Raw genomic sequence first — 24,799 nt, forward strand, 5'->3', positions numbered from 1 at the left:
CGACCTTGTTGGTATGCGTATGACGCCCCACCGACGCACGTGTGACCGAACTGCAATGCACCAGAGACTCGTCTGGTGTGCGGAGTGAGGGATGCTCGCGACGACTGGCAGGGCGTCAGCGGGCTTGACCATGTTTGCAAACGAGGGAACCTCACCACCATCCGAGGAACCCGCGCGAGTGAACGGGGCATGCCCGCCAATGCCCATCCTTAGAGGGAGGATCAATCCACTATGCGCGTAGCTAAGGGCGCACAGATCGCCGCGGGCACCGCGCTGCTTGCGCTTGGGGTCGCCGCGTGCGGCGGTGGCGGCAGCGGTTCCGGCGGCAGCGGCAGCGACGGCGGCACCAACCCCCGCGCGGCCGACGGCACCGTGTACATCCGGGGATGTGAGCCCCAGACCGGCTTCGTCCCGGGCAACATCAACGAGACCTGCGGCGGCACGATCAACCAGTTCGTGTACGACCAGCTGATCAAGTACAACACCGACACGGCCGCGCCCGAGCTGAGTCAGGCGGAGTCGATCGAGAGCCCGGACAACAAGGTCTGGACGATCAAGCTCAAGCCGGGGCTGAAGTGGAGTGACGGCACGCCGGTCACCGCCAAGAACTACGTTGACGCCTGGAACTACACCGCGTACACCCCGAACGCGCAGAACGGCGGCTGGTGGTTCGGCAGCGTCGAGGGTTACGGGGACGTCGCGACCGAGGACCCGGACGGCGCCGACGGGCCGAAGGAGGCTCCGAAGCCGGCCAAGGAGACCATGTCCGGTCTCGAGGTGATCGACGACCTCACCTTCAAGGTCACGCTGCAGGCCCCCGAGGCGGTGTTCCGCACCAAGCTGGGCTACACCACGTTCTCCCCGCTGCCCGACGCGTTCTTCAAGGACCCCAAGGCGTTCGCCGCCAACCCGGTCACGAACGGCCCCTTCAAGTTCGTGAAGTGGGACCACAACTCGCAGATCGTGGTCGAGGCCGTCGCGGACTACCCGGGCGCCGAGAAGCCCAAGGTCAAGAAGATCGTCTACAAGATGTACAAGGACGACGACGCGGCCTACGCGGACCTGGTGTCCAACAACCTCGACTTCACCGAGCTCGTCCCGCCGTCGGCCCTGGCCGGTGACAAGTGGAAGAGCGACCTCGGCGACCGCGCCATCGAGGGCCAGCAGGGCGTCATCCAGACGATGACCTTCCCGCTGTACGACAAGGAGTTCGGCGGCAACGCGGACTTCCGCAAGGCGCTGTCCCTGGCGATCGACCGGAAGACGATCACGGACAAGATCTTCAACAAGGGTCGTGTCCCGATCGACGGCTGGATCTCCCCGCTGGTCGAGGGCTACAAGACTCCGGGCGCGTGTGGCGAGTTCTGCACCTTCGACCCGGCCAAGGCCAAGGAGTACCTCGCCAAGGCCAAGGCCGCGGGCTACACCCCGCCGAAGGAGTACCCGATCTGGTACAACGGCGACTCCGCGCACAAGGAGTGGGTGGACGCCACCGCCAACAGCATCAACCAGGCCCTGGGCGCCGACGCCGGCTTCACGGTCGTGGGCAAGGCCACGCCGACCTTCGCCGAGTTCCGTGACCTGATCACGAACCGCAAGATGAAGGGCGCGTTCCGCACGGGCTGGCAGATGGACTACCCGAGCATCGAGAACTTCCTGAACCCGCTGTACAAGACGGGCGCGGGCTCGAACGACGGTGAGTTCAGCGACAAGGAACTCGACGCCAAGCTGAAGGAAGCCGACACCTCCACCGACCCGGCGCAGTCGATCCTCCACTACCAGGAGGCCGAGGCCATGCTGGTCAAGGAGATGAACGCCATCCCGCTGTGGTCGTACGGTCTGCAGGCAGGCACGTCCAAGTGGGTGACCGGTGTCAAGGTCACACCGTTCGGTGTGCTCGACCCGCTCTCCATCGCGATCAAGGAAGCGTAGGCTCGCCTCGCATGCGCCACGAGGCCGGTTCCAGACCGGGGCCGGCCTCGCTGGCTGTCTGACGGCGGATACGTAAAGTCACGGCTCCGCCACTGTCCAGCCCTCCCTTTCGGTCCTCCGCACTCATCCACCTGCGGCATTGTTGACCGGTAGGGATGCATGTACGACCTTTAGCGTCAGAGTGGAGGTGCGCATGGGCCGATATGCCATCCGGCGCCTGCTGCAACTCATCCCCGTGCTCCTAGGCACGACCTTCCTCATCAACTACATGGTGTGGCAGCTCCCCGGTGACCCGTTCGCCGCGCGCTGTGGTCAGCGAGCCTGCCCCGACTCATACATCTCCGCCATGCGCGCGCAGTTCGGCCTCGACCAGCCGATGCTCGTGCAGTACTGGCACTTCCTGAAGAACCTGCTGTCCGGCGACCTGGGTGTGAACTTCAACCAGGTGTCCGTGGCGTCGCAACTCGCCGACGCCTGGCCGATCACCATCCGGCTCGGCCTGATGGCCGTCGCCATCGAGGCGATCATCGGCATCGCGGCCGGCGTGCTGTCCGGTCTCAAGCGCGGCGGCTTCATCGACAACGTGATCACGATTTCCACGCTGTTCATGCTGTCGCTGCCGATCTTCGTCACCGGCTTCATCCTGCAGTGGCTGCTCGGCGTGCAGCTCCAGTGGATCAACCCCACGGTGTCCGACGCGGCGACCGTGGGTGAACTGCTGATCCCGGCGTTCGTGCTGGCCAGCCTCAACCTCGCGTTCACCGCCCGGCTCACCCGGACGAGCATCGTCGAGAACCGCCGGTCCGACTACGTCCGTACCGCGATCTCCAAGGGCATGACGAACCGCCGCGTGGTGGGCGTTCATCTCCTGCGCAACTCGTTGATCCCGGCACTGACCTTCCTCGGCACCGAGATCGGCTCGCTCATGTCGGGCGCGATCGTGACGGAGGGCATCTTCAACATCCACGGCATCGGTGGACTGCTCTTCACCGCGATCAACAACCACGACTTCACCATCGTGGTGCCCGTCGCGTCCCTGCTGGTTCTCGTCTATCTGCTCGCCAACCTGCTCGTCGACCTCCTCTACGGCGTGCTCGACCCGAGGATCCGTTATGAGTGAACCGACCGCCACGCAAGATCTGATCCAGGGAACGCCAGAGCCCTCGGCCGCCGCCGTCCCCAACTCGTCGGGGAAGCCGCGCAGCCTCTGGTACGACACCTGGGACATCCTGAAGCGCAGGAAGATCTTCTGGATCTCCTTCGTGATGCTCATCGTGTTCCTGGTGATGGCCGCGTTCCCGACGCTGTTCACCCACAAGGACCCCGAGTGGGCCACGCTCGCCAGAAGCATGGAGGGGCCGAGCGAGGACGCCTGGTTCGGCTTCGACCTGCAGGGCCGGGACGTGTTCGCGCGCACCATCTACGGCGCGCGCACCTCGATCATCGTGGGTGTGCTGGCCACGCTCGGCACCGTGGTGCTCGGCGGCATCGCCGGCGTCATCGCCGCGTACCAGGGGAAGTGGCTCGACTCGCTGCTCTCCCGCGTCGGCGAGATGTTCCTCGGCGTGCCGTACGTGCTCGGCGCGGTCATCATCCTCGGCTCGGTCGCCCCGGTGCAGTCCAACCCCGGTAAGACCATGATCATGACCGTTGTGATCATCGTGCTGGCCGTGCTCGGCTGGCCGGTGCTCATGCGCATCGCCCGGTCGTCGATCATCCAGGCCAAGCACCAGGACTACGTGCAGGCCGCCCGCGCGCTGGGCGCCGGCCCGTTCCGGATCATCTTCAAGCACCTGCTGCCGAACTCGCTCGCGCCGATCCTGGTGTACTCCACGATCACCATCGGCAGCTACATCGGCGCCGAGGCGACCCTGTCGCTCCTCGGCATCGGCCTGCGCACGCCGGTCATCTCGTGGGGCATCGCGATCGCCGACCACACCCGGTACATCCGGACCGGCGCGCACGCGATGTTCTTCCCGGCCGCGTTCCTGTCCCTCTGCGTGCTCACCTTCGTCATGCTCGGCGAGGCCGTACGCGACGCACTCGACCCCAAGCTTCGCTAGGAGGCACGAACAGTGATCGAAGTGCTTCCCGAGTCCGCGGGCAGCGGTACGCACGGCGGGGCTCTGCTGGAGGTCGACGACCTCCACGTGGAGTTCCGCACCAGGGCGGGCGTGGCCAAGGCGGTGAACGGCGTCACCTACAGCGTGAGCGCCGGGGAGACCCTGGCCGTGCTCGGCGAGTCGGGCTCCGGCAAGAGCGTGACCGCTCAGACGATCATGGGAATTCTCGACATGCCGCCGGGCAAGATCACCGGTGGTGAGATCCGCTTCCGCGGGACCGACCTGCTGAAGCTGCCCGAGGACGAGCGCAGGAAGGTTCGTGGCGAGGGCATCTCCATGATCTTCCAGGACGCGCTGTCCGCGCTCAACCCGGTTTTCCCGGTGGGCTGGCAGATCGCCGAGATGTTCCGCATCCACCGGGGCGCGTCCCGGGCCGACGCCAAGAAGAAGGCGATCGAGCTCATGGACCGGGTGCGCATCCCGGCCGCCAAGGAGCGGGTGAGCGACTACCCGCACCAGTTCTCCGGCGGCATGCGCCAGCGCATCATGATCGCGATGGCCATCGCGCTCGACCCCGAGGTGCTGATCGCCGACGAGCCGACCACCGCGCTGGACGTCACGGTGCAGGCCCAGATCATGGAGCTGCTGGCGGAGCTCCAGCGTGACAGCAACATGGGCCTGATCCTGATCACCCACGACCTCGGCGTGGTCGCCGACGTCGCGGACAAGATCGCCGTCATGTACGGCGGGCGGATCGTGGAGAACGCGCCGGTCCACGACCTCTACCGGAACCCGGCGCACCCGTACACGAAGGGCCTGCTGGAGTCGATCCCCCGGGTCGACCTCAAGGGGCAGGAGCTGTACGCGATCAAGGGCATGCCGCCCAACCTGCTCGACATGCCGTCGGGCTGTGCGTTCCACCCCCGCTGCCCGTACCGGCAGGAGACGTGCACGACCGACGTTCCCCCGCTGCACACGATCAGTGGTACGCGCGGCAGCGCCTGCCACTTCTGGAGGGAGGTTCTCGATGGCGACGCCCAGTGAGGTCGTTCTCGAAGTCCGCGATCTGGTCAAGCACTTCCCGCTGACCCAGGGCATCCTCTACAAGCGGCAGATCGGCGCGATCAAGGCCGTCGACGGCATCTCCTTCGACCTCCATCGGGGCGAGACGCTGGGCATCGTGGGGGAGTCGGGGTGTGGCAAGTCCACCCTGGCGAAGCTGCTCATGGCGCTCGAACGGCCCACCTCGGGCAAGGTGCTCGTGGGCGGCAAGGACATCGCCGCCGCCAGGGGGTCCGAGCTCAAGCACATGCGGCGCAACATCCAGATGGTGATGCAGGACCCGTACACCTCGCTGAACCCGCGGATGACCGTCGGCGACATCGTCGGCGAGCCGTACGAGATCCACTCGGAGGTCGTGCCGAAGGGCGACCGGCGTAAGCGGGTGCAGGAGCTGCTGGAGGTCGTGGGTCTCAACCCCGACCACATCAACCGGTACCCCCACCAGTTCTCCGGCGGCCAGCGGCAGCGCATCGGCATCGCCCGGGGGCTCGCCCTCCAGCCGGAGATCATCATCTGTGACGAGCCGGTCTCCGCGCTCGACGTGTCGATCCAGGCCCAGGTGATGAACCTGCTGGACGGGCTCCAGAAGGAGTTCAACCTCGCGTACATCTTCATCGCCCACGACCTGTCGGTGGTGCGCCACATCTCCGACCGCGTCGGCGTGATGTACCTGGGCAAGATGGTGGAGCTGGGCAAGGACACCGAGATCTACGACCGGCCGAGCCACCCGTACACCCAGGCGTTGCTCTCGGCCGTCCCGGTGCCCGACCCCGACGGACGCGAGCAGCGTGAGCGGATCATCCTGCAGGGCGACCCGCCCTCGCCGGCCAACCCGCCGTCGGGCTGCCGGTTCCGTACGCGCTGCTGGAAGGCGCAGGACATCTGCGCCGAGCAGGAGCCGCTGCTGGAGATCCGCGACAAGGCCGGGGACCACCCGAGTGCCTGCCACTTCGCCGAGGCCGCCGACGTCGTCCACGTGAACTGACGCCGGACCGGCACCGGACCGGCGTCGCCGGTCGAACGGGTCACATGCGCCCGGCCGCCTCAAGGGCGCGCCGGGCGCTCGCCATTCCGGCTCCGTACGCGTCGTCGCGCTCGCCGCGCGGGCGCGGGGTCGTGCCCCGCTGGAGCGCCCGCCGTACCTGGCGGGCCGACAGGTCGGGATAGCGGGAGCGGACCAGCGCCGCGACCCCGGCGACGAGGGCCGCGGCCGAACTCGTGCCGTCCGCCATCACGTACGAGCCGCGGCCCTCGGCGCTGACGATCTCCGTGCCGGGGGCGACCAGGGACAGGTAGTCCTGCCGGTTGGAGAAGGAGGCGGGCCGCAGCGCCCGGTCCACCGCGCCCACCGCGATCACGCCCGGATAGGCGGCGGGATAGTTCCTCCTGTTCGCTCCGGCGCCGTCGTTGCCGGAGGAGGCGATCAACACGACCTGGCGGGACAGGGCGTACCGCACGGCCCTCTCCTCGGCGGCCGATCCCTGGTAGGACCCGCTGCCTCCGCCGAGCGACATGCTGATCACCTGCGCGCCGTGGTCCACGGCGTACCTGATGCCGCGGGCGACGGCGTCGCGGCAGATCGTGTTGCCCACGCCGAGCAGGTCGTCATCGTCCAGCGTGACCTTGATCGAGAGGATCCGCGCCTCGGGGGCCACACCGAGTATGCCGTGGGTGTCGTTCGGGCCGTGCCCGCGACCCGCGATCAGGGCCGCCATGGCGGTGCCGTGCTTTCCGGAGGGCGCGTGCGGCGTTTGCCGGGTCGTGCTCGTCCACGCGCCGCAGGAGCCGCCGGGGCTCGTCGTGGCTCCGGTGAGGTCGGGTCCACGGACGACCGCTCCCAAGAGGTCGGGATGCCGGTCGTCCACGCCCGTGTCGAGCACGGCGACGGTGACTCCCGCGCCACGGGTGGTCCGCCATGCCTTCCTGACGTCCAGAGCCTGGAGCGGCCACTGGCGCGCGCGGACCGCGGCGCCCACGTCCTCGGAAGGGACGGCCGTCGCTCCGGTGAGCAGGCAGGCGGCGAGCAAGATCGGTACGACGCAGAAGAGCATCGCCGACCTCATGCCGTGACGGGCCTCCTCCCCGGGACAGCGGGTCAGGGAGGGCCAATTCTCGCATGGGACCGTCGACCGGAGTTGATGTTTCGGTGAACGACCCCTTGCGGTCCGTTATGTCACGGCTGTCCCTTCTGTGATTGCAGCGACAGCCGTACGTGGGCGCCGGGAGGGAGCCCGAGCCGCTCGGAGGCGTCCCCGGAGTTGACCGCGAGCGCGATCAGCCCCGCCGAGTCGGTGAACGCGACCAGATCACCGGGCGGCACCGCCGCGAACGTCTCCCGGTACGGCACGGCGAGCTGCCGCCTGCCGAGCCACACGCCGAGGGTGTCGCCCCCGCGTACGCCCAGCACGGCCAGGTCCGCGGTGGTGATGGACAGCTGGACGTTGCCGTGGCGGTCCACCGAGAGCACCTCGCCCTCGACCGCGCCGTCCCGCACCCGGGACGTGGGAGCGGGCAGCGAGACCAGCCCGAGAACGTCGATCCGCGGGCCTACGTCGCCCGGCCGGTGTCCGGCGCAGAGGTGCGCCGCGACGGGCGCGAAGATGTCCCTCCCGGGAAACGTCGGCGAGACGGGCTTGAGGAACAGGTCCTCGTTGGCGATCTCGTACGCCGCCTCGGCGCCTCCCGCCGCGTGCACCGCCCAGGACAGCACGCCGTTGTCCGGCCCGAGGAACATCCGCCCGCCGGCCTCGATGGCGACCAGGCGGCGGTTGCCCCCCATGGCGGGGTCGATGGCCGCGATGTGCACACCGGGGGGCAGGTAGGGCAGGGTCTGCGCCAGGATGGCCGCGCCGCGCCGCACGTCGCCCTCGGGCACGAGGTGCGCGACGTCGATGATCCGGGCCTCCGGCGCTATTCCGATGATCACTCCGTGGCACGCGGCGACGAACCCGTCTTCCAGCCCGTAGTCGGTGAGGAGCGTGATAACTGAGGTCACACCTGGTGACACTACGTCCGGCTCTCCGCTCTGAACACCCCGGCGTTCCGCGACTACCATGAGGGCGGGCCACAAGCCCGGCTGAGGAGGAGAGCATGGATACTGCGCCGGTCGGCGGCGAAGGTCCCGCTCCCGAGAACGCCCCCCGACCTCAGGCACTCTCGGATCGCGATCGCCAGGTGCTCGCGTTCGAGCGTCAGTGGTGGCGCTACGCGGGAGCCAAGGAACAGGCCATCAGGGAGACCTTCGACATCTCCGCGACCCGTTATTACCAGATCCTCGGGGAGCTGATCGACAGGGTCGAGGCCATGGAGCACGACCCGATGCTGGTCAAGCGCCTGCGACGGATGCGGGCGACGCGTCGCCGTGATCGGGCCGCGCGCCGTTTCGGCCCGCGCCCTTGACTGTTTTGGGGGTATGTAGCCCGCTATGGGAGACGAGACGGCGCCCGTCGAGGCGCTGATCAGGACCGAGACGGGACGCGCCGGGCTTGCGGCGGTGCTCGACGACCCCTCCGGGGCCGTGATCGGCCTCGACTTCGACGGCACGCTGTCGCCCATCGTGCCCGACCCGGCGTCCGCCAGGATCCACCCCGAGGCGCCCGCCGCGCTCCTGCGGCTCGGCGAACTGGTGCGCGCGGTGGTCATCGTGACCGGCCGTCCGCCCCTCCAGGCGCTCGCCCTGGGCGAGGCGCCCGGCGGCCCGGCCCTCGCCGACGTACCCGGTCTGGTCGTCCTCGGCCACTACGGCCTGGAGCGGTGGGAGGGCGGGGACGTCACCGCGCCGCCTCCGCCGCCCGGCCTCGGCCGCGTACGCGCCGAGCTGCCCTCGATCACGCGGGCCTTCGACGGCGTCCTGATCGAGGACAAGGGCCGGGCGGTGGCCGTGCACACCCGCAGGGCTTCCGATCCCGAGGGCGCGCTGCTGGCGCTCGGAGAGCCGGTGGCGAAGCTGGCCGCCGCGTCCGGCCTCATCGTCGAGCCGGGACGGCTGGTCCTGGAGCTGCGGCCGCCCGGCATGGACAAGGGGCAGGCCCTGCGCGCGTTCCTCGCCGAACGGTCGGCCAGGTCCGTCATGTTCTTCGGCGACGATCTCGGCGACATCGCGGCCTTCGACGCGGTGGCGACCTCCGGCCTGCCGGGAGTGCGCGTGTGCAGCGGCTCCGCGGAGGTCACCCGGCTGGTCGAGCACGCCGACGCCGTCGTGGACGGCCCCGAGGGCGTCGTACGGCTCCTGCGCTCGCTGGCCGCGGCGATCTCCCCGGCCGGCGCCTGAACCCGCTACAGCCGGCCACAGGCGATTCCCGAAGGGCCCGGCCGGGCCACGGCATGCGCACGGAAGGGCGCGTGCGGTCTCCCGCAAGTCGTTTGCAACTTCACGACCATACGATTCCGCCATGATGAAGAAGACGATCATGGCTGCCGTGGCCGGCCTCGCCGTCCTGGCGACCCCGGCCGCCGCTTCCGCTTCCACCTCCGCTTCCGACACCAAGATCCTCCGGCTGCGTGCCGGACTGAACCTGACCGTTCCCAAGTCCTGGAAGGTCTACAAGATCAGCAAGGACTGGACCCGCGTGGTGACGGGTTCGTGCCCGACCGTCCACGACGAGATCTTCGGGTTCCGTGACTCCGGTTGCCGCAGCTTCTGGGTGCTGGGCCCGAGCGCGATCGAGATAGGGCACGAGGTGTTCCAGGCGTACACGCCGGAAGGCCCGTTCTACCCGGCCACCGACGTCGGCCCCTGCGTGTACGACGCGAAACTCTCGACCGGCCAGATGACGCTCGCGGCCAAGGGGCTGCACCAGATCGGCCCCGGGCACAAGGCGTACTACCGCGCCTGGTCGGCCAACTGCGTCAGCATGAACAGCGGCAAGGTGAAGGGCCACTTCACCCAGCGTGAGTGGTACCTGCCGAAGTCGAAGATCCTTTTCGTGGACCAGTGGAACACGCAGGGCCTCTCGACGGTCCTCAAGTACGCGACCTGGAGCTGATGATCCCGCCGACGGCGAGCCCGATCAGCGCGGGCACGAGCAGGAACGCGGCGTGGGTGCCGAACCCGTCGCCCAGGGCGCCGAGGACGAACGGCCCGGCGCCGGACCCCACGCCCGCCCAGATGGAGGCGGCGCCGGACGCCCGGTCCGGCCTGCCGCCGGAGGCGTCGATGATCCTGGCCAGCGCGAGCGGGAAGTGGACGGAGATGCCGAGCCCGCTGAGCGCGAGGCCGACGTAGCCGAGCGGCACCGAGGTGCCGGTCCAGAAGATCGCCCACCCGGCCAGGGTCACGGCCAGCGCGCCGAGAAGCACCGTCGACGAAGGGAGGCGCAGAGCCAGCCTGGCGCCGCCGAACCGGCCGACGGCCATCCCCATGAGCATCGCGGACAGCCCGGTCGCCGCGGCGGCCGCCGTGAGCCCGGTCCGCTGGGCCAACAGCTCGGCCGCCCACAGATTGAACGTGAACTCCAGTGCCACGCAGCACAGCAGCACCGCCCCGGCCACATGGAAGCGCCACCCGTACGGCGCCTTGGCGGGGCCGGAGACGGCGACCGCGGCCTGCTGCGGGTCGGGCACCCAGACCCTGCCCATCGTGAGCGCGAGGACGGCGGTGGCGACGATCGGGATGTAGAGCGCGGACCGCCAGCCGAGTGCCGACCCGGCGGCGAGGCTGAAGACGTATGAGGCCGCGATGCCCGCGCTCACCCCGACGGCGTTGGACTCGCTGATCGCGGCGGGCCCGGCGAGGCCGTGGTGGTCGCTCAGGACGGCCATCGACACGTAGAGGGCCATGGAGGCCGATCCGCTGGCGAGGAGGTAGCCGCTCAGCGTGAACGGAAGCGCGTGGCCGAGCGCGACGGTGAGCATGCCCGCGTTCATGCCGACAAGCCCGGCCCAGGTGATGGTGCGGCGGCCGAAGCGCCTGGTCAGTGCGGGCAGGGCGAGGCCGGTGACGATCGCTCCGACCGCCATCGCGGTGCCGTGCAGGCCAGCGACGGCCTGGGAGACGCCGAGTTCGGCGCGCAGGGTGGGAAGCGCGGCGGAGAGCGCGTAGAGGTACGTCGCGAAGGTCGCGAGCTGGAGGTAGATCAGCCAGGTCGGCCGGTCCCTGGTGAGCCTGGCGGCCGCGACGGTCGTGGTCAAGCTCGTCCCCCGTGCTGAAGCGCAAACTAGCGCAGACGCTATCACCGGACCTCATTCAGGAGAGATCACCCTGAGGTCAGACAGGCGTGCGAACGCGATGGTCCCCGCCGGTCCATCGGGCCGCGGCGGGACGCCGCGGCATGGTCAGGACAGTGCGGCGAGCTGCTCCGCGAGCCACCGCCGCGGAGGGAGCGCGGTGGCCGCGGCGCGCAACCGCGCGCACCGCTCCGCCCGCTCGTCCTCCGGCATGATCAGCGCCTCGTGCAGGGCGGCCGCCGTACCCGAGACGTCGAAGGGGTTGACCAGCAGGGAGTCCGCTCCGAGTTCCGTGGCGGCGCCCGCCTCGCGGGAGAGCACGAGCGCGCACCGGGGCGAGAGGATCGGCCCCTCCTTGGCGACGAGGTTCATGCCGTCGCGTATCGGGTTGACCAGCAGCACGTCGGCCAGCCGGTACGCCGCGAGGGAGCGGGGATAGTCGTCGTGCACGTTGAGGATGAGCGGGTCCCACTCCTCGGTGGCGTAGGCGTCCTCGATCTCCTTGGCGCACCGCTGCACCGCCGCCGTGTACTCACGGTATTCGGGCAGGTCGTGCCGCGACGGGTAGGCGAAGGCGAGGTGGACCACCCTGCCGTGCCACTCGGGGTGGTCGGCCAGGAACTCCCGGTAGGCCATCAGGCCGCGGACGATGTTCTTGGACAGCTCGGTCCGGTCGATGCGGACGATCAGCCGCCGGTCGCCGACCTGCTCCTTGAGCGCGGTCATGCGCGCCTCGACGTCCGGCTCGGCGGCCCTGGCGCGGAGGGCGTCCCCGTCCACTCCGAGCCCGTGTACGCCGACGCGGGTGGTCCTGCCCTCGTAGGTGACCGTACGGCCGGCCCGGTCGACCCGCGCCCCCAGGATGGCGGCGCAGCAGTCCATGAACGCGGCGGCCCAGCGGGACGTGAGGAACCCGGCGTGGTCCGCGCCGAGGATGCCCGACAGCACCTCGGCGGCGACGTCGTCGGGCAGGAGCGAGAAGTACTCGGGCGGGGCCCAGGGCGTGTGCGAGAAGTGCGCGATCCGCACGTCGGGCCGCTCGACCCGCAGCATGGCCGGAGCCAGGGTGAGGTGGTAGTCCTGGATCATCACCTTGGCGCCGTGCGCGGCCTCCTCGGCGAGCGCGAGCGCGAACGCCCCGTTGTACTCCTGGTAGGACGCCCACTCGCGGCGGAAGCGCGTGTCGAAGTGCGGCATGGTCGGGGTGTTGTAGAGCAGATGGTTGACGAACCACAGGGTCGAGTTGGCGACCGCGTTGTAGGCCCGATGGAAGGTCGCCGGAGGGATGTCGAGCATCCGCAGCCGTCCCGTGTCGTAGCCCGCCTGGTCCAGCCGGCCGCCCGGCGCGAGCCGTGCGGCACTGCGGTCGCCGTCGGAGAGGGCCGCGCAGACCCAGAGCATGTCGGAGTCCTTGAACGCCTCGGACAGCCCGGAGACGAGGCCGCCGCCGCCGCGCCGCATGGTGAGCGCGCCGTCGTCGGACAGGGTGAACGAGACCGGCCCCCGATTGGAGGCGATCAGCACGTTGCTGCTCATGATCCGGCTCCCGTTACTGTGAGGGCGCGCATTCCGGAAGAGTAATAAATCCTGACCGTCGCCAATAGGATGTCAGGGAACCGCGGGTGCCCCGGCGAGGCGGGATGAGATCAGAGATGGCACTGGACGAGACGACCGAGGAACTGGCCCGATCGGCCGCCCAGGGCGATCATCGCTCTCTCGGCGAGCTGTTGCGCATGATCGAGCCGCACGTGCTGCGGCACTGTGAACGGCTGCTGCCCTACCGGCAGGACGCCGAGGAGGCGGCCCAGGACACCCTCCTCGCGGTCGCGCGCAACATCGGCAGGTTCGAGGGGCGGGCCAAGTTCAGCACCTGGCTGCACATCGTGACCGCCAACTGCGCCCGCACCACCTACCGGTCGCTGAAGCGCCGGGCGTCCGAGCAGGCGGAGGAGCTGCCCGAGCAGCGTCCCGACCCGCGCCGGGTCAGCGTCATCGCCGGATCGCGGCTCGACCTGCTGGACGCGATGGAGGCGTTGGAGGCGGAGAAGCCCGACCTCGCCCAGGCGCTGGTGCTGCGCGACATCTGCCAGCTGGATTACACCGAGGTGGCCGATCAGCTGGGCATCCCGCTCGGCACCGCCAAGTCGCGCATCCATCAGGCGCGCAAGTACGTGCAGACGGCCCTGGGCGAGGCATACGGCTGATCGTCTTACCTGGCAATGCGATTTCATCTCGAATAATGAGACGTCGGATCGGACACCTGGGACGACAAGGTACAGTGCTAGGGAGTGTCCCGCCGATGATCTTTGGGATACGCCCTGCGGCATGCCCGTCAGGGAACAACTGAATATTGCTCATCCAGAGGGGTGGAGGGACCGGCCCTGCGAAGCCCCGGCAACCCTCCCGGTGCCCGTACTCGTGACCACGAGGCCGGCCGGGACAGGTGCCAATTCCGGCTCGTGACCAGGGTGGCCACGAGCGAAGATGAGGGAAAGGCCTCGCTTCATGGCGCTCGCAAGCACTGCAAACTCCGCTCTCGACTTCGGCCCCGCCTCGGCTCTGTCCTGCCGTGAGTGCGGCACCCGCTATGACCTCGGCCCGATCTTCGCGTGTATCGAGTGTTTCGGGCCACTCGAGGTGGCGTACGACTTCGGTCCGGTGACCCGCGAGGAGATCGCGGCCGGTCCGACCAACATCTGGCGGTACAGCAAGCTCCTCCCCGTGCCCGGGAACGTCGAGACCCGGCCCAACCTCCAGCCCGGCTGGACCAAGCTGGTCAAGGCCGACAACCTGGCCGGAGAGCTGGGCCTCCGCTCGCTGTACATCAAGGACGACTCGGGCAACCCCACCCACTCCTTCAAGGACCGCGTGGTGGCGATCGCTCTGGAGGCCGCGCGGAACTTCGGCTTCCACACGCTGTCCTGCTCCTCCACGGGCAACCTCGCCGGAGCGGTCGGCGCGGCCGCCGCCCGCGCGGGGCTCGACTCGTGCGTGTTCATCCCTTCCAACCTCGAAGAGGCCAAGATCACCATGGCCTCGGTGTACGGCGGCCGCCTGGTCGCGATCGACGGCACCTACGACGAGGTCAACCGGTTCTGCTCCGAGCTCATCGGTGACGAGCTGGGCGAGAAGTGGGGCTTCGTCAACGTCAACCTCCGCCCGTACTACGCCGAGGGCTCCAAGACGCTGGCCTATGAGATCGCCGAGCAGCTCGGCTGGCGGATCCCCGACCAGATCGTCATCCCGGTGGCCTCCGGCTCCCAGCTCACCAAGATCGACAAGGGTTTCCGCGAGCTGATCAAGCTGGGTCTGGTCGAGGACAAGCCGTACAAGATCTTCGGTGCGCAGGCCGAGGGCTGCTCGCCGGTCTCCAGTGCGTACAAGGCGGGTCATGACGTGGTCCAGCCGGTCAAGCCGGACACGATCGCCAAGTCGCTGGCGATCGGGAACCCGGCCGACGGGCCGTACGTGCTGGACATCGCGCGGCGCACCGGCGGCGCGGTGGAGGACGTGAACGACCGCGAGGTGGTCGACGCGATCCGGCTGCTCGCCCGGACCGAGGGCATCTTCGCCGAGACGGCGGGCGGGGTGACCGTCGGCGTGCTGCGCAAGCTCACCGAGAGCGGCGCGCTCGACCCGGAGGCCGAGACGGTCGTGCTCAACACCGGAGACGGCCTGAAGACCCTGGACGCCGTCGCGGCCGAGGCCCGGCCCGCGGCCGTCATCCGCCCCTCTCTCGCGGCATTCCGTACGGCTTTCGCCAACTGACCGCGTTTACCAACGAAGCAACGAAAGCGAGCGAAAAATGAGCGTTTCTGTACGGATTCCGACGATTCTTCGTACATACACGGGGGGAGCCGCCGAGGTGTCCGGTGAAGGCGGAACGTTGCGCGAGGTCCTGCAGAAGCTGGACGCCGACTATCCCGGCATCGGCGCGCGGATCCTCGATGAAACGGGCAAGATTCGGCGTTTTGTCAACGTCTATGTCGGGGAAGAGGATGTCCGTTTCGTGGAGGGTCTGGACACCCCCACTCCCGAGGGTGTCCAGATCTCGGTGATCCCGGCGGTGGCCGGCGGCTGACCCCTCGCGAGCCCACGACACCCACGTACCCAGGCCGGCTACGTGGGTGTTCGCATGTTGACGTGGGGTTCTGGCTAATGGCCGTTTATCTGGACATCGGGGCATGTGGTGCAATTCTCAACTAACTAATCGTTAACCGAATATTCTCCTGATCCTGCTTTGGGCGAACGCCAAGAAGTAGTTTGGGGATTGACTCTGTTGCCCTACGGCTTGACACGGGTATGGTCGAGGACGATCGACGTAACCGGGGGCCTCTTCGGTATCGGCGGTCAGCACTGGTCTCGGGCGTCTGCATTGAGATCAGCTGTTACGGATCGCGCGGGAATGGGCGTGATCTCCAGCCCAGCAAGAGGAGTCGGAAGTGGCGCAGGGCACCGTCAAGTGGTTCAACGCGGACAAGGGCTACGGCTTCATCGCGGTAGACGGTGGTAAGGACGTGTTCGTCCATTACTCGGCAATCATGATGGACGGTTACAAGGCCCTTGAGCAGGGGCAACGGGTGGAGTTCGACATCACGCAGGGTCAGAAGGGCCCGCAGGCGGAAGGCGTACGGACCGTCGTTTGATCCTGGAACGGCATCTGACGGCGCTTCGTGGAGCGTCGGCCTGGGGCCCGGTTCGCGTGGGGCGAGCCGGGCCTTCGCGTTCCGGCACGCATCCGCCGTGTCCGTCAGGGTACGGCACGGGTAGATCCATGATGCTGGACGTGCGAAAAGAGTGATGCTTCCAGCTCAGACCCGTTGCGGCTTGCACTCGCCTGGGTAGAGTGCTAAACAGTTCGTTGGCACTCTGATGTCGAGAGTGACAGAAACACCAGGATCGAGGCGATGGGGCCGGCGAAGGGAATGCGGGCCCAGACGCCGTCGCGGGCGTCGGCTCGGTCCTCGCAAGCCACCCTGCAACTGGGAGGTCTAGCCTTATGGCAGCCAAAATGATCGCGTTTGACGAGGACGCCCGGCGCGGTCTCGAGCGCGGTATGAACCAGCTCGCTGACGCCGTGAAGGTGACTCTCGGCCCCAAGGGCCGCAACGTCGTGCTGGAGAAGAAGTGGGGCGCCCCCACGATCACCAACGACGGTGTCTCCATCGCCAAGGAGATCGAGCTCGAGGACCCGTGGGAGAAGATCGGGGCCGAGCTCGTCAAGGAAGTCGCCAAGAAGACCGACGACGTCGCGGGTGACGGCACCACCACCGCCACCGTGCTCGCCCAGGCTCTGGTACGCGAGGGCCTGCGCAACGTCGCCGCCGGCGCCAACCCGATGTCCCTGAAGAAGGGCATCGAGGCCGCCGTCGAGCGCGTCAGCGAGGAGCTCTCCAAGCTGGCCAAGGACGTGGAGACCAAGGAGCAGATCGCCTCCACGGCCACCATCTCCGCCGGCGACGCCCAGATCGGCGAGATGATCGCCGAGGCCATGGACAAGGTCGGCAAGGAAGGCGTCATCACCGTCGAGGAGAGCAACGCCTTCGGCCTCGAGCTCGAGCTCACCGAGGGTATGCGCTTCGACAAGGGCTACATCTCGGGCTACTTCGTCACCGACCCGGAGCGTATGGAGGCGGTCTTCGAGGACCCCTACATCCTCATCGTCAACTCGAAGATCTCGGCCAACAAGGACCTGCTCCCGCTGCTCGACAAGGTCGTGCAGGCGGGCAAGCCGCTGGTCATCATCGCCGAGGACGTCGAGGGCGAGGCCCTGGCCACCCTGGTCGTCAACAAGATCCGCGGCCTGTTCAAGTCCGTCGCCGTCAAGGCCCCGGGCTTCGGCGACCGCCGCAAGGCCATGCTGGGCGACATCGCCACCCTCACCGGTGGTCAGGTCATCAGCGAGGAGGTCGGCCTCAAGCTCGAGTCCGCGACCCTCGACCTGCTGGGCAAGGCCCGCAAGGTCGTCATCACCAAGGACGAGACCACCATCGTCGACGGTGCCGGTGACGCCGAGCAGATCGCCGGCCGGGTGAACCAGATCCGCGCCGAGATCGAGAACACCGACTCCGACTACGACCGCGAGAAGCTCCAGGAGCGCCTCGCCAAGCTGGCCGGCGGCGTCGCCGTCATCAAGGCCGGCGCGGCGACCGAGGTCGAGCTCAAGGAGCGCAAGCACCGCATCGAGGACGCCGTTCGCAACGCGAAGGCGGCCGTCGAGGAGGGCATCGTCCCCGGCGGTGGCGTGGCCCTGCTGCAGGCCGGCGCCAAGGCGTTCGACAAGCTCGAGCTGGGCGGCGACGAGGCCACCGGTGCCGCGATCGTGCGCAAGGCTCTCGAGGAGCCGCTGAAGCAGATCGCCGTCAACGCCGGTCTTGAGGGCGGCGTCGTGGTGGAGAAGGTGCGCAACCTCACCCCGGGTGAGGGCCTCAACGCCGCCTCCGGCGAGTACGTCAACATGTTCGAGTCGGGCATCATCGACCCGGCCAAGGTGACGCGCTCCGCGCTGCAGAACGCCGCCTCCATCGCGGCCCTGTTCCTCACCACCGAGGCCGTCATCGCCGAGAAGCCCGAGAAGACCCCGTCCGCTCCCGCCATGCCCGGCGGCGGCGACATGGACTTCTGAGTCTGCTCGTCAACAGAGAAGGGCGGTTCCCCTCGCGGGGGAGCCGCCCTTCTCTGTCGGAATGATCCATGGCGTCGGCGCTACCGCTTGACCTTTTCGGCCAGCTTGCCGCCGTTCGTGTCGACCGCCAGGCACGTGACAGACCGGTCTTTCCCCCACGACGCGGCGTCGGGCGGGTAGAGGATGAAACCGGAGAGCCGGTCGACCATCGGGCTGTCGGAGAGCAGGCGCGCAAGCCGCTTCTCGCACCCGGACGTGGCCTTGTCACTCACAGCGTCCCTGCCGGGCCACGCACCGGTGGGCAGGTCGAACTGGGTGATCACTTCGGCGTCGTGCGGCTCCGAGCACGACTTGGCACTGATGGTGTACGACACCTCGCCGTCGGCGACACCGTCGAGACAGTCGCCCGTCCGTAGGTCGGCGACGCTCAGGGAGCCGCTCTCCGTGATCGCGCCGGAGCTGTCCCGCTCCGCCGACGTCATGGCGGCGATGACGACGCCGGTCACGATCAACAGCGCCCACAGGCCGGAGATGGTGAGCCCCGCTATGGCGAGGCCCCGGCCCTTCTCGCCCCGCTTTCTGATCTGGACCAGCGCGGCGATCCCGAAAATGACGGAGAACAGCAGGCCGCCGATGATCCCGAAGACGAGCGCCGCCACGGCGAAGCCGTTGGTCCTCGCCGGGTAGGCCCCGTAGGGCGGGTGGGGCTGGGGTGGATAGGCGCCCGGGCCATACGAGCCATACGAGCCATACGAGCCATCGGGGTAGGCGGACGGTGGGCCGTATGGATTCGGCCCGTATCCGGAGCCCTGCGTGCCTGGTGGCTGAGAGGAACCCGAATCGGGCGGCGGGGGATAGGGGGAACCCGAGGCTGGGGGATAACCCGGGGGAAAGTCATTCACACGACCACATAGTGGCCCGTGTCCTTATTCGCGGCAAGCCGCCTATGTCATCCAGGCTGTCAGGACGCCTGGCGACGTGCGCCGATCTGCCGAACTCTCACGTCCGGTTCAGAGCCGGCACGGAACGACCGCCGCACACACATCTCGCCGCCGCGCCAGCACCTCCGGCACCCTGTCGTTCAGTTCGACCCATGCGGCGGTCTCGGGGGAGAGGTAACTCAGAACGCGCACTATGGTCGAGTGGTCGGCAGCCAGGTGTCGCTTGTGGATCGGTTCGTAATGCGCGATTCGATTGCGCAGCAGTCGGACGTGATAGAGGTCCCGGTGAAGGGGACCGCGCCGTCCCTCGTAGCCAGGGAAGGCCTGGTGCAACGCGGGTCTCCACAGCCGCGTTTCGTAGTCGTTTCCGCTGGCCAGGAGGTTCACCCAGAAACCGAACATCAGGGAGGCGACGATGTGGCCAGTCGTGGGTATGGTTCGCGCTCGAGCTACCTCCATCCTGGCCGTCGCGATCTTTTGCGGGGCGACCTGGTCAAGACACAGTCTGGGAGCCGTCCACCAGTCGGCGCGGTCGAACAGCCGCACCAAATGCCTGTGCAGAGCATTGCGGAGCACCACCTCAAGACAGTGAAGCGGGCCGTGGAAGGCCGCGGAGATCTCGATGTTCCACGCGTAGAGCCGCGCGGCGGCGAGGAGGTCGCCGTCGCAGACCCTCAGATAGGGGGCGAAGCGTTCCAGTGAGAGCGCGTTCTGTACCTCGATCATCGTTACTGTTCTCGGAGTGTGTTCGTAGTGCTACTATCGGTTCCGGAAGCCCCGGGATGTGCCTCTGCTCAGCAATCGCCCCGGGGCAAGCTCTTTTCTGGGGGAAATCGCCGAGCTCGTGTAACCTCTGTGCGCATCCATGTGACTACATAAAGTCAGCCCCCCGAACGTGGGTCCAGGGGGCCTTTCGGGCATCCGTATGACGGCTATTCGGCCAGTTCGGCCGGGAGGTCCTTCTGGTGGACGACGGTCAGTGACGTGACGGCACGGGTCAGGACCACATAGAGCCGGGCGAGGCCGCGCTCCTCCGCCGCGACGATGTCGGCGGGTTCGGCGACGATGACGTGGTCGTACTCCAGGCCCTTCGCGAGGGTCGCCGGAATGACGAGCAGGCGATGGTCGCCGGTCGAGTCGGGGCCCAGGACCCCGTGCTCGACGCCGTCGACCGTCAGGGCCGCCGAAACGTCGAGGACGCCGGAGTCCGCCACGATCACGCCGATGGATCCGGGTTGCGCGAGCGCCGGCCGTACGGCCTGGACGATCTCCGTGACCACATCGGCCGTCGGCCGTACGGACAGGGAGCCGGCGCCGGGACGGAGTGAGCGCGGCGCGGCGAGTTCGGGGGCCACCGAGGGGAGCAGCCGAGCGGCGTAGTCGAGGACCTCGCGCGGCACGCGGAACCCCAGCGTGAGCTCCGTGACCTCGCCCGACGGCTGTCCCAGGTGATCGAGCACGGCCTTCCACGACTGGGCGGACCACGGAGTCGTGCCCTGGGCGAGGTCGCCGAGGATGGTCGCGGAGCCGTTGCGGCAGCGCCGTCCGAGGGCGCGGAGCTGCATCGCGGACAGGTCCTGGGCCTCGTCGACCACGACATGCCCGTGAGAGGCCGTGCGCTCGATGAGGTCGCCCAACTCGTCGAGGAGCGCTCCGTCCGCCGCCGTCCATCGTGCCGACTTGTACGACCGGTACGGCTTACGCCAGATCAGCGTTTCCTGCTCGTCGGGCGACAGGTCGGTCTTGGCGGCGTGGGCGAGGAACTCGGCGTCGGACAACAGCCGGAACAGGACCTGCTCGGGCGTGAGCTTCGGCCACACCGCGTCCAGGACCTGCTTGACCGGCCGTGACCTGGCCACGGCGTCCTGGACCCGGTCGTCGGGCGACTCTCCGCGGCGCTCCATCTGGATGAGCACGGCGTTGGCCAGCCGCTGGGCGAGGGCCGTACGCCCCGGGCCGTAGCGGGTGGTGCCGCGCAGCGAGGCGACGATCTCGCGGACCTCGTAGTCGGCGACCCGGTAGCGGTTGACGCCCTTGGTGAAGAGCACGCCCTCCTCGGGTTTGGCGACGTGCAGCCAGAGGGCGCGCTTCAGCACCGCGGCCATCCGCGCGTCGCCCTTCACCGCGGCGACGGCCGGGTCCTCGGGATGGGCGTGGTCGCCGAGGATGCCCGTCACGGTCGTCTGGTCGACCTTCACCTCGCCCAGGGCGGGCAGCACGGAGGAGATGTAGGAGAGGAACGCGCGGTTCGGTCCGACGATCATGACGCCTGACCTGGAGAGCCGTTCCCGGTGGGTGAACAGCAGATAGGCCGCGCGATGGAGGCCGACGGCGGTCTTCCCGGTGCCCGGGGCGCCCTGGACGCAGACGGTCACGCCGAGATCGGATCGGACGATCTCGTCCTGGTCGGGCTGGATGGTCGCGACGATGTCGCGCATGGGGCCGGTGCGCGGGCGTTCGATCTCCTCGGTGAGCAGCTTGCTCTGCCCGAGCTCCCGGCCGTCGAGGGGCTCGTCCTCGTACGCGGTGAGGGAGCCGCCCTGGTAGCCGAAGCGCCGGCGCAGCGCCACGCCCATCGGGTCGGCCGGGCTGGCCTGGTAGAACGCGCGGGAGACCGGCGCCCGCCAGTCGATCACGAGGGCGCGGCTGTTGTCGTCGTGGACGTGCCGGCGGCCGACGTAGATCGTGTCCGGGAGGTCGTCGATCGCCGACCTGTTGAGCCGGCCGAAGAAGAGCGGGGTGTCGGGGTGGTCGGCGAGGGCGGCGACCCGCTGGTCGAGCAGCCCCTGCAACACCTGCTGCGAGACCCAGTCGCCGGCCGCGTCGGCGGAGAGGGACGCCGCGTGCTCCCGCATGTCCTTGAGCGCCGCGCGAGAGGTGGCCAGATGGGCGCGCTCCGAGGCGAGCACCTCATCCGGCGCGGGTATGTCGGGGGCGAGCTGGTGTCCGGGCATGCGAAAGACTCCTCGCGGGTCGGTCGGTGGCGGTACGCCGTTCGGTCACGGCGGGTAGCGAAACGCAGCAGTCTACCCGTGCCGGAATGTGGTCCCCAACCGGTTTTTCCGCTCGTGGGGCGCCGTGTCGCGGGCACGGATCACGCGGCTGACATGATCTCCCCGTAATCATCCCAACACGGTGCGAAATCGAACAAATCGGCATGGCGCCAATGCCGAAAAATCCGCGCAAATTACGTGATTTGCCTTAATGATGGGGTATGCCGCGACCGGTTGTGATGGGCACCCGGCCGGCGTGCGAGGGGGTGATGCGGTTGTCTCGGGCCGACGGTATTTCCTGGACGTAGATCGCGACTTTCCGTACATGGATCCGGACGCGTATCCGGGTCATGGACGCAGGGGCGGCGATGGCCGTCCCCCGTGGAGGAATTCCCCGGCAAGGCTCACCTCGCCGGGTCCTCCTCCCCCTCGGCCAACACCTCATCGGCGTCGATGATGTGGTACGAGTACCCCTGTTCAGCGAGGAACCGCTGCCTGTGGGCGGCGAAGTCCTGGTCGACGGTGTCGCGGCTGACCACGGAGTAGAACCGGGCGCCGCCGCCGTCGGCCTTCGGCCGGAGCACGCGGCCGAGACGCTGCGCCTCCTCCTGACGCGACCCGAACGTGCCGGACACCTGGATCGCGACGGACGCCTCGGGCAGGTCGATCGAGAAGTTGGCCACCTTCGACACCACGAGCACCTGGATCTCCTTGTCGCGGAACGCCTGGAACAGGCGCTCGCGCTCGCGGACCCGCGTCTCGCCCTTGATCACCGGGGCGTTCAGGTGCTCGCTCAGCTCGTCGAGCTGGTCGATGTACTGCCCGATGACGAGGACCTGCTCGCCCACATGCCGTCGTACGAGGGCCTCGGCGATCCGGTTCTTCGACGGGGTCGTGGCGCAGAACCGGTAACGCTCCTCGGCCTCCGACATCGCGTAGGCGAGCCGCTCCTGGTCACTCAGGGTCACCCGGACCTCGACGCAGTCCGCCGGGGCGATCCAGCCCTGGTTCTCCATCTCCTTCCAGGGCGCGTCGTACCGCTTGGGGCCGATCAGCGAGAACACGTCACCCTCACGGCCGTCCTCACGGACCAGCGTGGCGGTCAGCCCGATCCGGCGGCGGGCCTGGAGGTCGGCCGTCATGCGGAAGATCGGCGCGGGCAGCAGGTGCACCTCGTCGTAGACGACCAGGCCCCAGTCGCGGGCGTCGAACAGCTCCAGGTGGCGATACACGCCCTGACGCTTCGTCGTCATCACCTGGTACGTCGCGATGGTGACCGGCCGGATCTCCTTCTTGGTGCCGGTGTACTCGCCGATCTCGTCGGCGGTCAGCGACGTCCGCTTGATCAGCTCCTGCTTCCACTGGTGCGCGGAGACCGTGTTGGTGACCAGGATGAGCGTGGTCGCCTGCGCGTGGGCCATCGCCGCCGCGCCGACGATCGTCTTGCCCGCGCCGCAAGGGAGCACGACGACGCCGGAGCCGCCGTGCCAGAAGGCGTCCGCGGCCTCCTGCTGGTACGGCCGGAGCGTCCAGCCGTCCTCGGCGAGCGTGATCGTGTGATGCTCTCCGTCGACGTAACCGGCGAGGTCGTCGGCCGGCCAGCCCAGCTTGAGCAGCACCTGCTTGATGTTGCCGCGTTCCGAGGGATGGACGGCGACCGTCTCGCCGTCGATGCGCTCGCTGACCAGGGGCTGGACCTTCTTGGAGCGCAGCACCTCCTCGAGCACCGCCCGGTCGGTGCTGGTCAGCACCAGGCCGTGGCTGGGGTGCTTCTCCAGCCGGAGCCGTCCGTAGCGGGCCATCGTCTCGACCATGTCCACGAGCAGCGCGTTCGGGACCGGGTAGCGGCTGAAGCCGATCAGCGTGTCCACGACCTGCTCGGCGTCGTGCCCGGCGGCGCGCGCGTTCCACAGCGCGAGCGGGGTCACCCGGTAGGTGTGGACGTGCTCGGGGGCCCGCTCCAGCTCGGCGAACGGCGCGATCGCCTTGCGGCACGCGTCCGCCCGCTCGTGATCGACCTCGAGCAGCAGCGTCTTGTCCGACTGAACGATCAGCGGTCCGTCATTCAATGCCTGCTCCCTTGTACGGCTACCGCCTATCAAACAAGGGATCGAGCCGAATCACTCCCGGGTTTGGTCAATCGGGGGTGGGAGTGTCGAGATAGCCGTTCACTCCGGCCCAGACGAGGGCGATCATGCCGAGGATGAACAGCACGACGTTGATGCCGATGGAGATCCACGTCCACTTCAGCAGGCGCCTGGCCGTGTCCGGTTCGGTGTCGACCTTGCTGAGCGCGATGCCGGACAGGATGGCGCCCGCGATACCGCCGAGCGTGATGTAGCAGCTCAACGCGAGCACGAGGCTGATGACCAGGGCGACGATCGCGTGGGTGCGCGGGCCCGCGGGCTGGGGAGGGTAGCCGTAGGGTGGCTGGCCGTATCCCGGCTGGCCGTAGGGCGAGCCGTAACCCGGCTGGCCGTACCCCTGTTGGCCATAACCCGGCTGGCCGTACCCCTGTTGGGCATAACCCGGCTGGCCGTATCCCGGCTGGTCATAGGGCTGCCCGTACGCCTGCCCGTGTTGCTGGCCGTATCCCTGTTGACCGAACTGCTGCCCGCCATGGGGCTGCCCGGTTTGAGGATCCGTTCCGTACGGGTTGTGGGGGCTCTGCCACTCCTGGGGGTTCTGGCCCGGCTGTTCTGGGGTCGTCACCGTAGGTCGATCCTTCGTCGCTCGGGGTCCAGATTGTCGGGTTCCAGAAATATCACGGTATGGCGCTCCCCGCTCCGGTGCTGAGGACCGCATCGAAACGGGGAGCGCGGCGACCTGAGGGACCAGTCGCCAATCCAGCCCCTACCGGTCAGCCGGATCATCGCCAAATCGGGCGCCGAAAGGCAACGGATTAAACGACCGGTGCGGGTTAGAGGCGCGTACCGATGGCCCGTCACGCCACCGTGATGGGGAATCCGGGTGACAGGAGCCGCCATCTGGGCGCTGATGCCCGGTCGACGTTCGGAG

General features: G+C 68.4%; 22 protein-coding genes and 1 riboswitch. Of the genes, 13 read left to right on the forward strand and 9 right to left on the reverse strand.

All coding sequences use genetic code 11. The features are described from left to right. Positions 1 to 231 precede the first annotated feature (231 nt). The 5 genes from AB0I59_RS09150 to AB0I59_RS09170 all read left to right on the forward strand — a co-directional run bounded on the left by AB0I59_RS09150 (position 232) and on the right by AB0I59_RS09170 (position 6,042). Positions 232 to 1,932 (forward strand): peptide ABC transporter substrate-binding protein, encoded by a 1,701-nt coding sequence (locus tag AB0I59_RS09150; protein ID WP_061260763.1) that lies wholly within the window; start codon positions 232 to 234, stop codon positions 1,930 to 1,932. Positions 1,933 to 2,125: 193 nt separating this feature from the next. Beyond that, positions 2,126 to 3,052: an ABC transporter permease gene (locus tag AB0I59_RS09155; RefSeq protein ID WP_061260765.1), complete on the forward strand. Its 927-nt coding sequence runs from the start codon at positions 2,126 to 2,128 to the stop codon at positions 3,050 to 3,052. Next, on the forward strand, positions 3,045 to 3,995 hold the full coding sequence (locus AB0I59_RS09160) for an ABC transporter permease (RefSeq protein ID WP_061260767.1): 951 nt from the start codon (positions 3,045 to 3,047) through the stop codon (positions 3,993 to 3,995). Before AB0I59_RS09155 ends, AB0I59_RS09160 begins: the two co-directional genes overlap by 8 nt. Positions 3,996 to 4,007: 12 nt before the next feature. Further along, positions 4,008 to 5,039 (forward strand): ABC transporter ATP-binding protein, encoded by a 1,032-nt coding sequence (locus AB0I59_RS09165; protein ID WP_358131618.1) that lies wholly within the window; start codon positions 4,008 to 4,010, stop codon positions 5,037 to 5,039. Further along, a complete protein-coding gene (locus AB0I59_RS09170) occupies positions 5,023 to 6,042 on the forward strand; it encodes an ABC transporter ATP-binding protein (protein WP_061260769.1) in 1,020 nt (339 codons plus the stop codon). The genes AB0I59_RS09165 and AB0I59_RS09170 overlap by 17 nt, the downstream gene beginning before the upstream one ends. A gap of 40 nt (positions 6,043 to 6,082) precedes the next feature. On the opposite strand, the gene AB0I59_RS09175 is transcribed toward AB0I59_RS09170, so the two are convergent. Then, entirely contained in the window at positions 6,083 to 7,120 is a 1,038-nt protein-coding gene (locus tag AB0I59_RS09175) for a S8 family serine peptidase (RefSeq protein ID WP_061260771.1), read from the reverse strand. Between the two features lie 110 nt (positions 7,121 to 7,230). After that, positions 7,231 to 8,052, reverse strand: coding sequence for an SAM hydrolase/SAM-dependent halogenase family protein (locus AB0I59_RS09180; RefSeq protein WP_061260773.1), 822 nt, complete (start codon positions 8,050 to 8,052; stop codon positions 7,231 to 7,233). A gap of 95 nt (positions 8,053 to 8,147) precedes the next feature. Between AB0I59_RS09180 and AB0I59_RS09185 the strand changes: the two genes are divergently transcribed. From AB0I59_RS09185 to AB0I59_RS09195, 3 genes are all read left to right on the forward strand, one after another. After that, complete coding sequence (locus AB0I59_RS09185) at positions 8,148 to 8,456, forward strand: DUF3263 domain-containing protein (RefSeq protein WP_061260776.1); 309 nt, start codon at positions 8,148 to 8,150, stop codon at positions 8,454 to 8,456. Between the two features lie 25 nt (positions 8,457 to 8,481). Beyond that, positions 8,482 to 9,327, forward strand: a complete 846-nt coding sequence (gene otsB, locus AB0I59_RS09190; protein ID WP_358131621.1) for a trehalose-phosphatase — start codon at positions 8,482 to 8,484, stop codon at positions 9,325 to 9,327. 121 nt (positions 9,328 to 9,448) lie between these two features. Further along, on the forward strand, positions 9,449 to 10,042 hold the full coding sequence (locus AB0I59_RS09195) for a hypothetical protein (protein ID WP_061260780.1): 594 nt from the start codon (positions 9,449 to 9,451) through the stop codon (positions 10,040 to 10,042). Here the strand turns inward: AB0I59_RS09195 and AB0I59_RS09200 are convergent. Beyond that, positions 10,020 to 11,186, reverse strand: coding sequence for an MFS transporter (locus tag AB0I59_RS09200; protein WP_061260782.1), 1,167 nt, complete (start codon positions 11,184 to 11,186; stop codon positions 10,020 to 10,022). The genes AB0I59_RS09195 and AB0I59_RS09200 overlap by 23 nt on opposite strands. Positions 11,187 to 11,330: 144 nt before the next feature. After that, complete coding sequence (locus AB0I59_RS09205; protein ID WP_061260785.1) at positions 11,331 to 12,758, reverse strand: alpha,alpha-trehalose-phosphate synthase (UDP-forming); 1,428 nt, start codon at positions 12,756 to 12,758, stop codon at positions 11,331 to 11,333. A gap of 116 nt (positions 12,759 to 12,874) precedes the next feature. On the opposite strand from AB0I59_RS09205, the gene AB0I59_RS09210 reads away from it, so the two are divergent. The 5 genes from AB0I59_RS09210 to groL all read left to right on the forward strand — a co-directional run bounded on the left by AB0I59_RS09210 (position 12,875) and on the right by groL (position 17,847). Next, positions 12,875 to 13,426 (forward strand): RNA polymerase sigma factor, encoded by a 552-nt coding sequence (locus tag AB0I59_RS09210; RefSeq protein WP_061260787.1) that lies wholly within the window; start codon positions 12,875 to 12,877, stop codon positions 13,424 to 13,426. Between the two features lie 147 nt (positions 13,427 to 13,573). Next, positions 13,574 to 13,713, forward strand: a riboswitch (SAM riboswitch). Positions 13,714 to 13,727: 14 nt separating this feature from the next. Further along, the gene (thrC, locus tag AB0I59_RS09215) at positions 13,728 to 14,990 is read left to right on the forward strand and encodes a threonine synthase (protein WP_061260789.1); all 1,263 of its coding nucleotides are present in this window, start codon (positions 13,728 to 13,730) and stop codon (positions 14,988 to 14,990) included. A gap of 37 nt (positions 14,991 to 15,027) precedes the next feature. Then, positions 15,028 to 15,303: a MoaD/ThiS family protein gene (locus tag AB0I59_RS09220; RefSeq protein ID WP_061260791.1), complete on the forward strand. Its 276-nt coding sequence runs from the start codon at positions 15,028 to 15,030 to the stop codon at positions 15,301 to 15,303. A 361-nt stretch (positions 15,304 to 15,664) separates the two neighbouring features. After that, on the forward strand, positions 15,665 to 15,868 hold the full coding sequence (locus AB0I59_RS09225) for a cold-shock protein (protein WP_061260793.1): 204 nt from the start codon (positions 15,665 to 15,667) through the stop codon (positions 15,866 to 15,868). Between the two features lie 353 nt (positions 15,869 to 16,221). Further along, the gene (gene groL / locus AB0I59_RS09230) at positions 16,222 to 17,847 is read left to right on the forward strand and encodes a chaperonin GroEL (RefSeq protein ID WP_358131625.1); all 1,626 of its coding nucleotides are present in this window, start codon (positions 16,222 to 16,224) and stop codon (positions 17,845 to 17,847) included. A gap of 80 nt (positions 17,848 to 17,927) precedes the next feature. On the opposite strand, the gene AB0I59_RS09235 is transcribed toward groL, so the two are convergent. The 5 genes from AB0I59_RS09235 to AB0I59_RS09255 form a co-directional block, all read right to left on the reverse strand. Beyond that, entirely contained in the window at positions 17,928 to 18,506 is a 579-nt protein-coding gene (locus AB0I59_RS09235) for a DUF4190 domain-containing protein (protein WP_061260797.1), read from the reverse strand. Between the two features lie 351 nt (positions 18,507 to 18,857). After that, a complete protein-coding gene (locus AB0I59_RS09240) occupies positions 18,858 to 19,514 on the reverse strand; it encodes a hypothetical protein (protein WP_358131627.1) in 657 nt (218 codons plus the stop codon). Positions 19,515 to 19,720: 206 nt separating this feature from the next. Further along, positions 19,721 to 21,742 carry a HelD family protein gene (locus AB0I59_RS09245; RefSeq protein WP_061260799.1) on the reverse strand — a complete coding sequence of 674 codons (2,022 nt, stop codon included), beginning with the start codon at positions 21,740 to 21,742 and terminating at the stop codon, positions 19,721 to 19,723. Positions 21,743 to 22,185: 443 nt separating this feature from the next. Continuing rightward, on the reverse strand, positions 22,186 to 23,850 hold the full coding sequence (locus AB0I59_RS09250) for a DNA repair helicase XPB (RefSeq protein ID WP_061260801.1): 1,665 nt from the start codon (positions 23,848 to 23,850) through the stop codon (positions 22,186 to 22,188). Between the two features lie 67 nt (positions 23,851 to 23,917). Further along, positions 23,918 to 24,493: an MgtC/SapB family protein gene (locus tag AB0I59_RS09255; RefSeq protein ID WP_358131630.1), complete on the reverse strand. Its 576-nt coding sequence runs from the start codon at positions 24,491 to 24,493 to the stop codon at positions 23,918 to 23,920. Positions 24,494 to 24,799 lie beyond the last annotated feature (306 nt).

The organism is Microtetraspora glauca, from assembly GCF_040656155.1.
GTDB lineage: Bacteria > Actinomycetota > Actinomycetes > Streptosporangiales > Streptosporangiaceae > Microtetraspora > Microtetraspora glauca.

What these genes read in the sequence shown, in the direction of transcription:
- AB0I59_RS09150 (WP_061260763.1), top strand. Translation starts at nt 232, where the DNA reads ATGCGCGTAGCTAAGGGCGCACAGATCGCCGCGGGCACCGCGCTGCTT.
- AB0I59_RS09155 (WP_061260765.1), top strand. Translation starts at nt 2,126, where the DNA reads ATGGGCCGATATGCCATCCGGCGCCTGCTGCAACTCATCCCCGTGCTC.
- AB0I59_RS09160 (WP_061260767.1), top strand. Translation starts at nt 3,045, where the DNA reads ATGAGTGAACCGACCGCCACGCAAGATCTGATCCAGGGAACGCCAGAG.
- AB0I59_RS09170 (WP_061260769.1), top strand. Translation starts at nt 5,023, where the DNA reads ATGGCGACGCCCAGTGAGGTCGTTCTCGAAGTCCGCGATCTGGTCAAG.
- AB0I59_RS09175 (WP_061260771.1), bottom strand. Translation starts at nt 7,120, where the DNA reads ATGAGGTCGGCGATGCTCTTCTGCGTCGTACCGATCTTGCTCGCCGCC.
- AB0I59_RS09185 (WP_061260776.1), top strand. Translation starts at nt 8,148, where the DNA reads ATGGATACTGCGCCGGTCGGCGGCGAAGGTCCCGCTCCCGAGAACGCC.
- otsB (WP_358131621.1), top strand. Translation starts at nt 8,482, where the DNA reads ATGGGAGACGAGACGGCGCCCGTCGAGGCGCTGATCAGGACCGAGACG.
- AB0I59_RS09195 (WP_061260780.1), top strand. Translation starts at nt 9,449, where the DNA reads ATGATGAAGAAGACGATCATGGCTGCCGTGGCCGGCCTCGCCGTCCTG.
- AB0I59_RS09205 (WP_061260785.1), bottom strand. Translation starts at nt 12,758, where the DNA reads ATGAGCAGCAACGTGCTGATCGCCTCCAATCGGGGGCCGGTCTCGTTC.
- AB0I59_RS09210 (WP_061260787.1), top strand. Translation starts at nt 12,875, where the DNA reads ATGGCACTGGACGAGACGACCGAGGAACTGGCCCGATCGGCCGCCCAG.
- thrC (WP_061260789.1), top strand. Translation starts at nt 13,728, where the DNA reads ATGGCGCTCGCAAGCACTGCAAACTCCGCTCTCGACTTCGGCCCCGCC.
- AB0I59_RS09220 (WP_061260791.1), top strand. Translation starts at nt 15,028, where the DNA reads ATGAGCGTTTCTGTACGGATTCCGACGATTCTTCGTACATACACGGGG.
- groL (WP_358131625.1), top strand. Translation starts at nt 16,222, where the DNA reads ATGGCAGCCAAAATGATCGCGTTTGACGAGGACGCCCGGCGCGGTCTC.
- AB0I59_RS09240 (WP_358131627.1), bottom strand. Translation starts at nt 19,514, where the DNA reads ATGATCGAGGTACAGAACGCGCTCTCACTGGAACGCTTCGCCCCCTAT.
- AB0I59_RS09245 (WP_061260799.1), bottom strand. Translation starts at nt 21,742, where the DNA reads ATGCCCGGACACCAGCTCGCCCCCGACATACCCGCGCCGGATGAGGTG.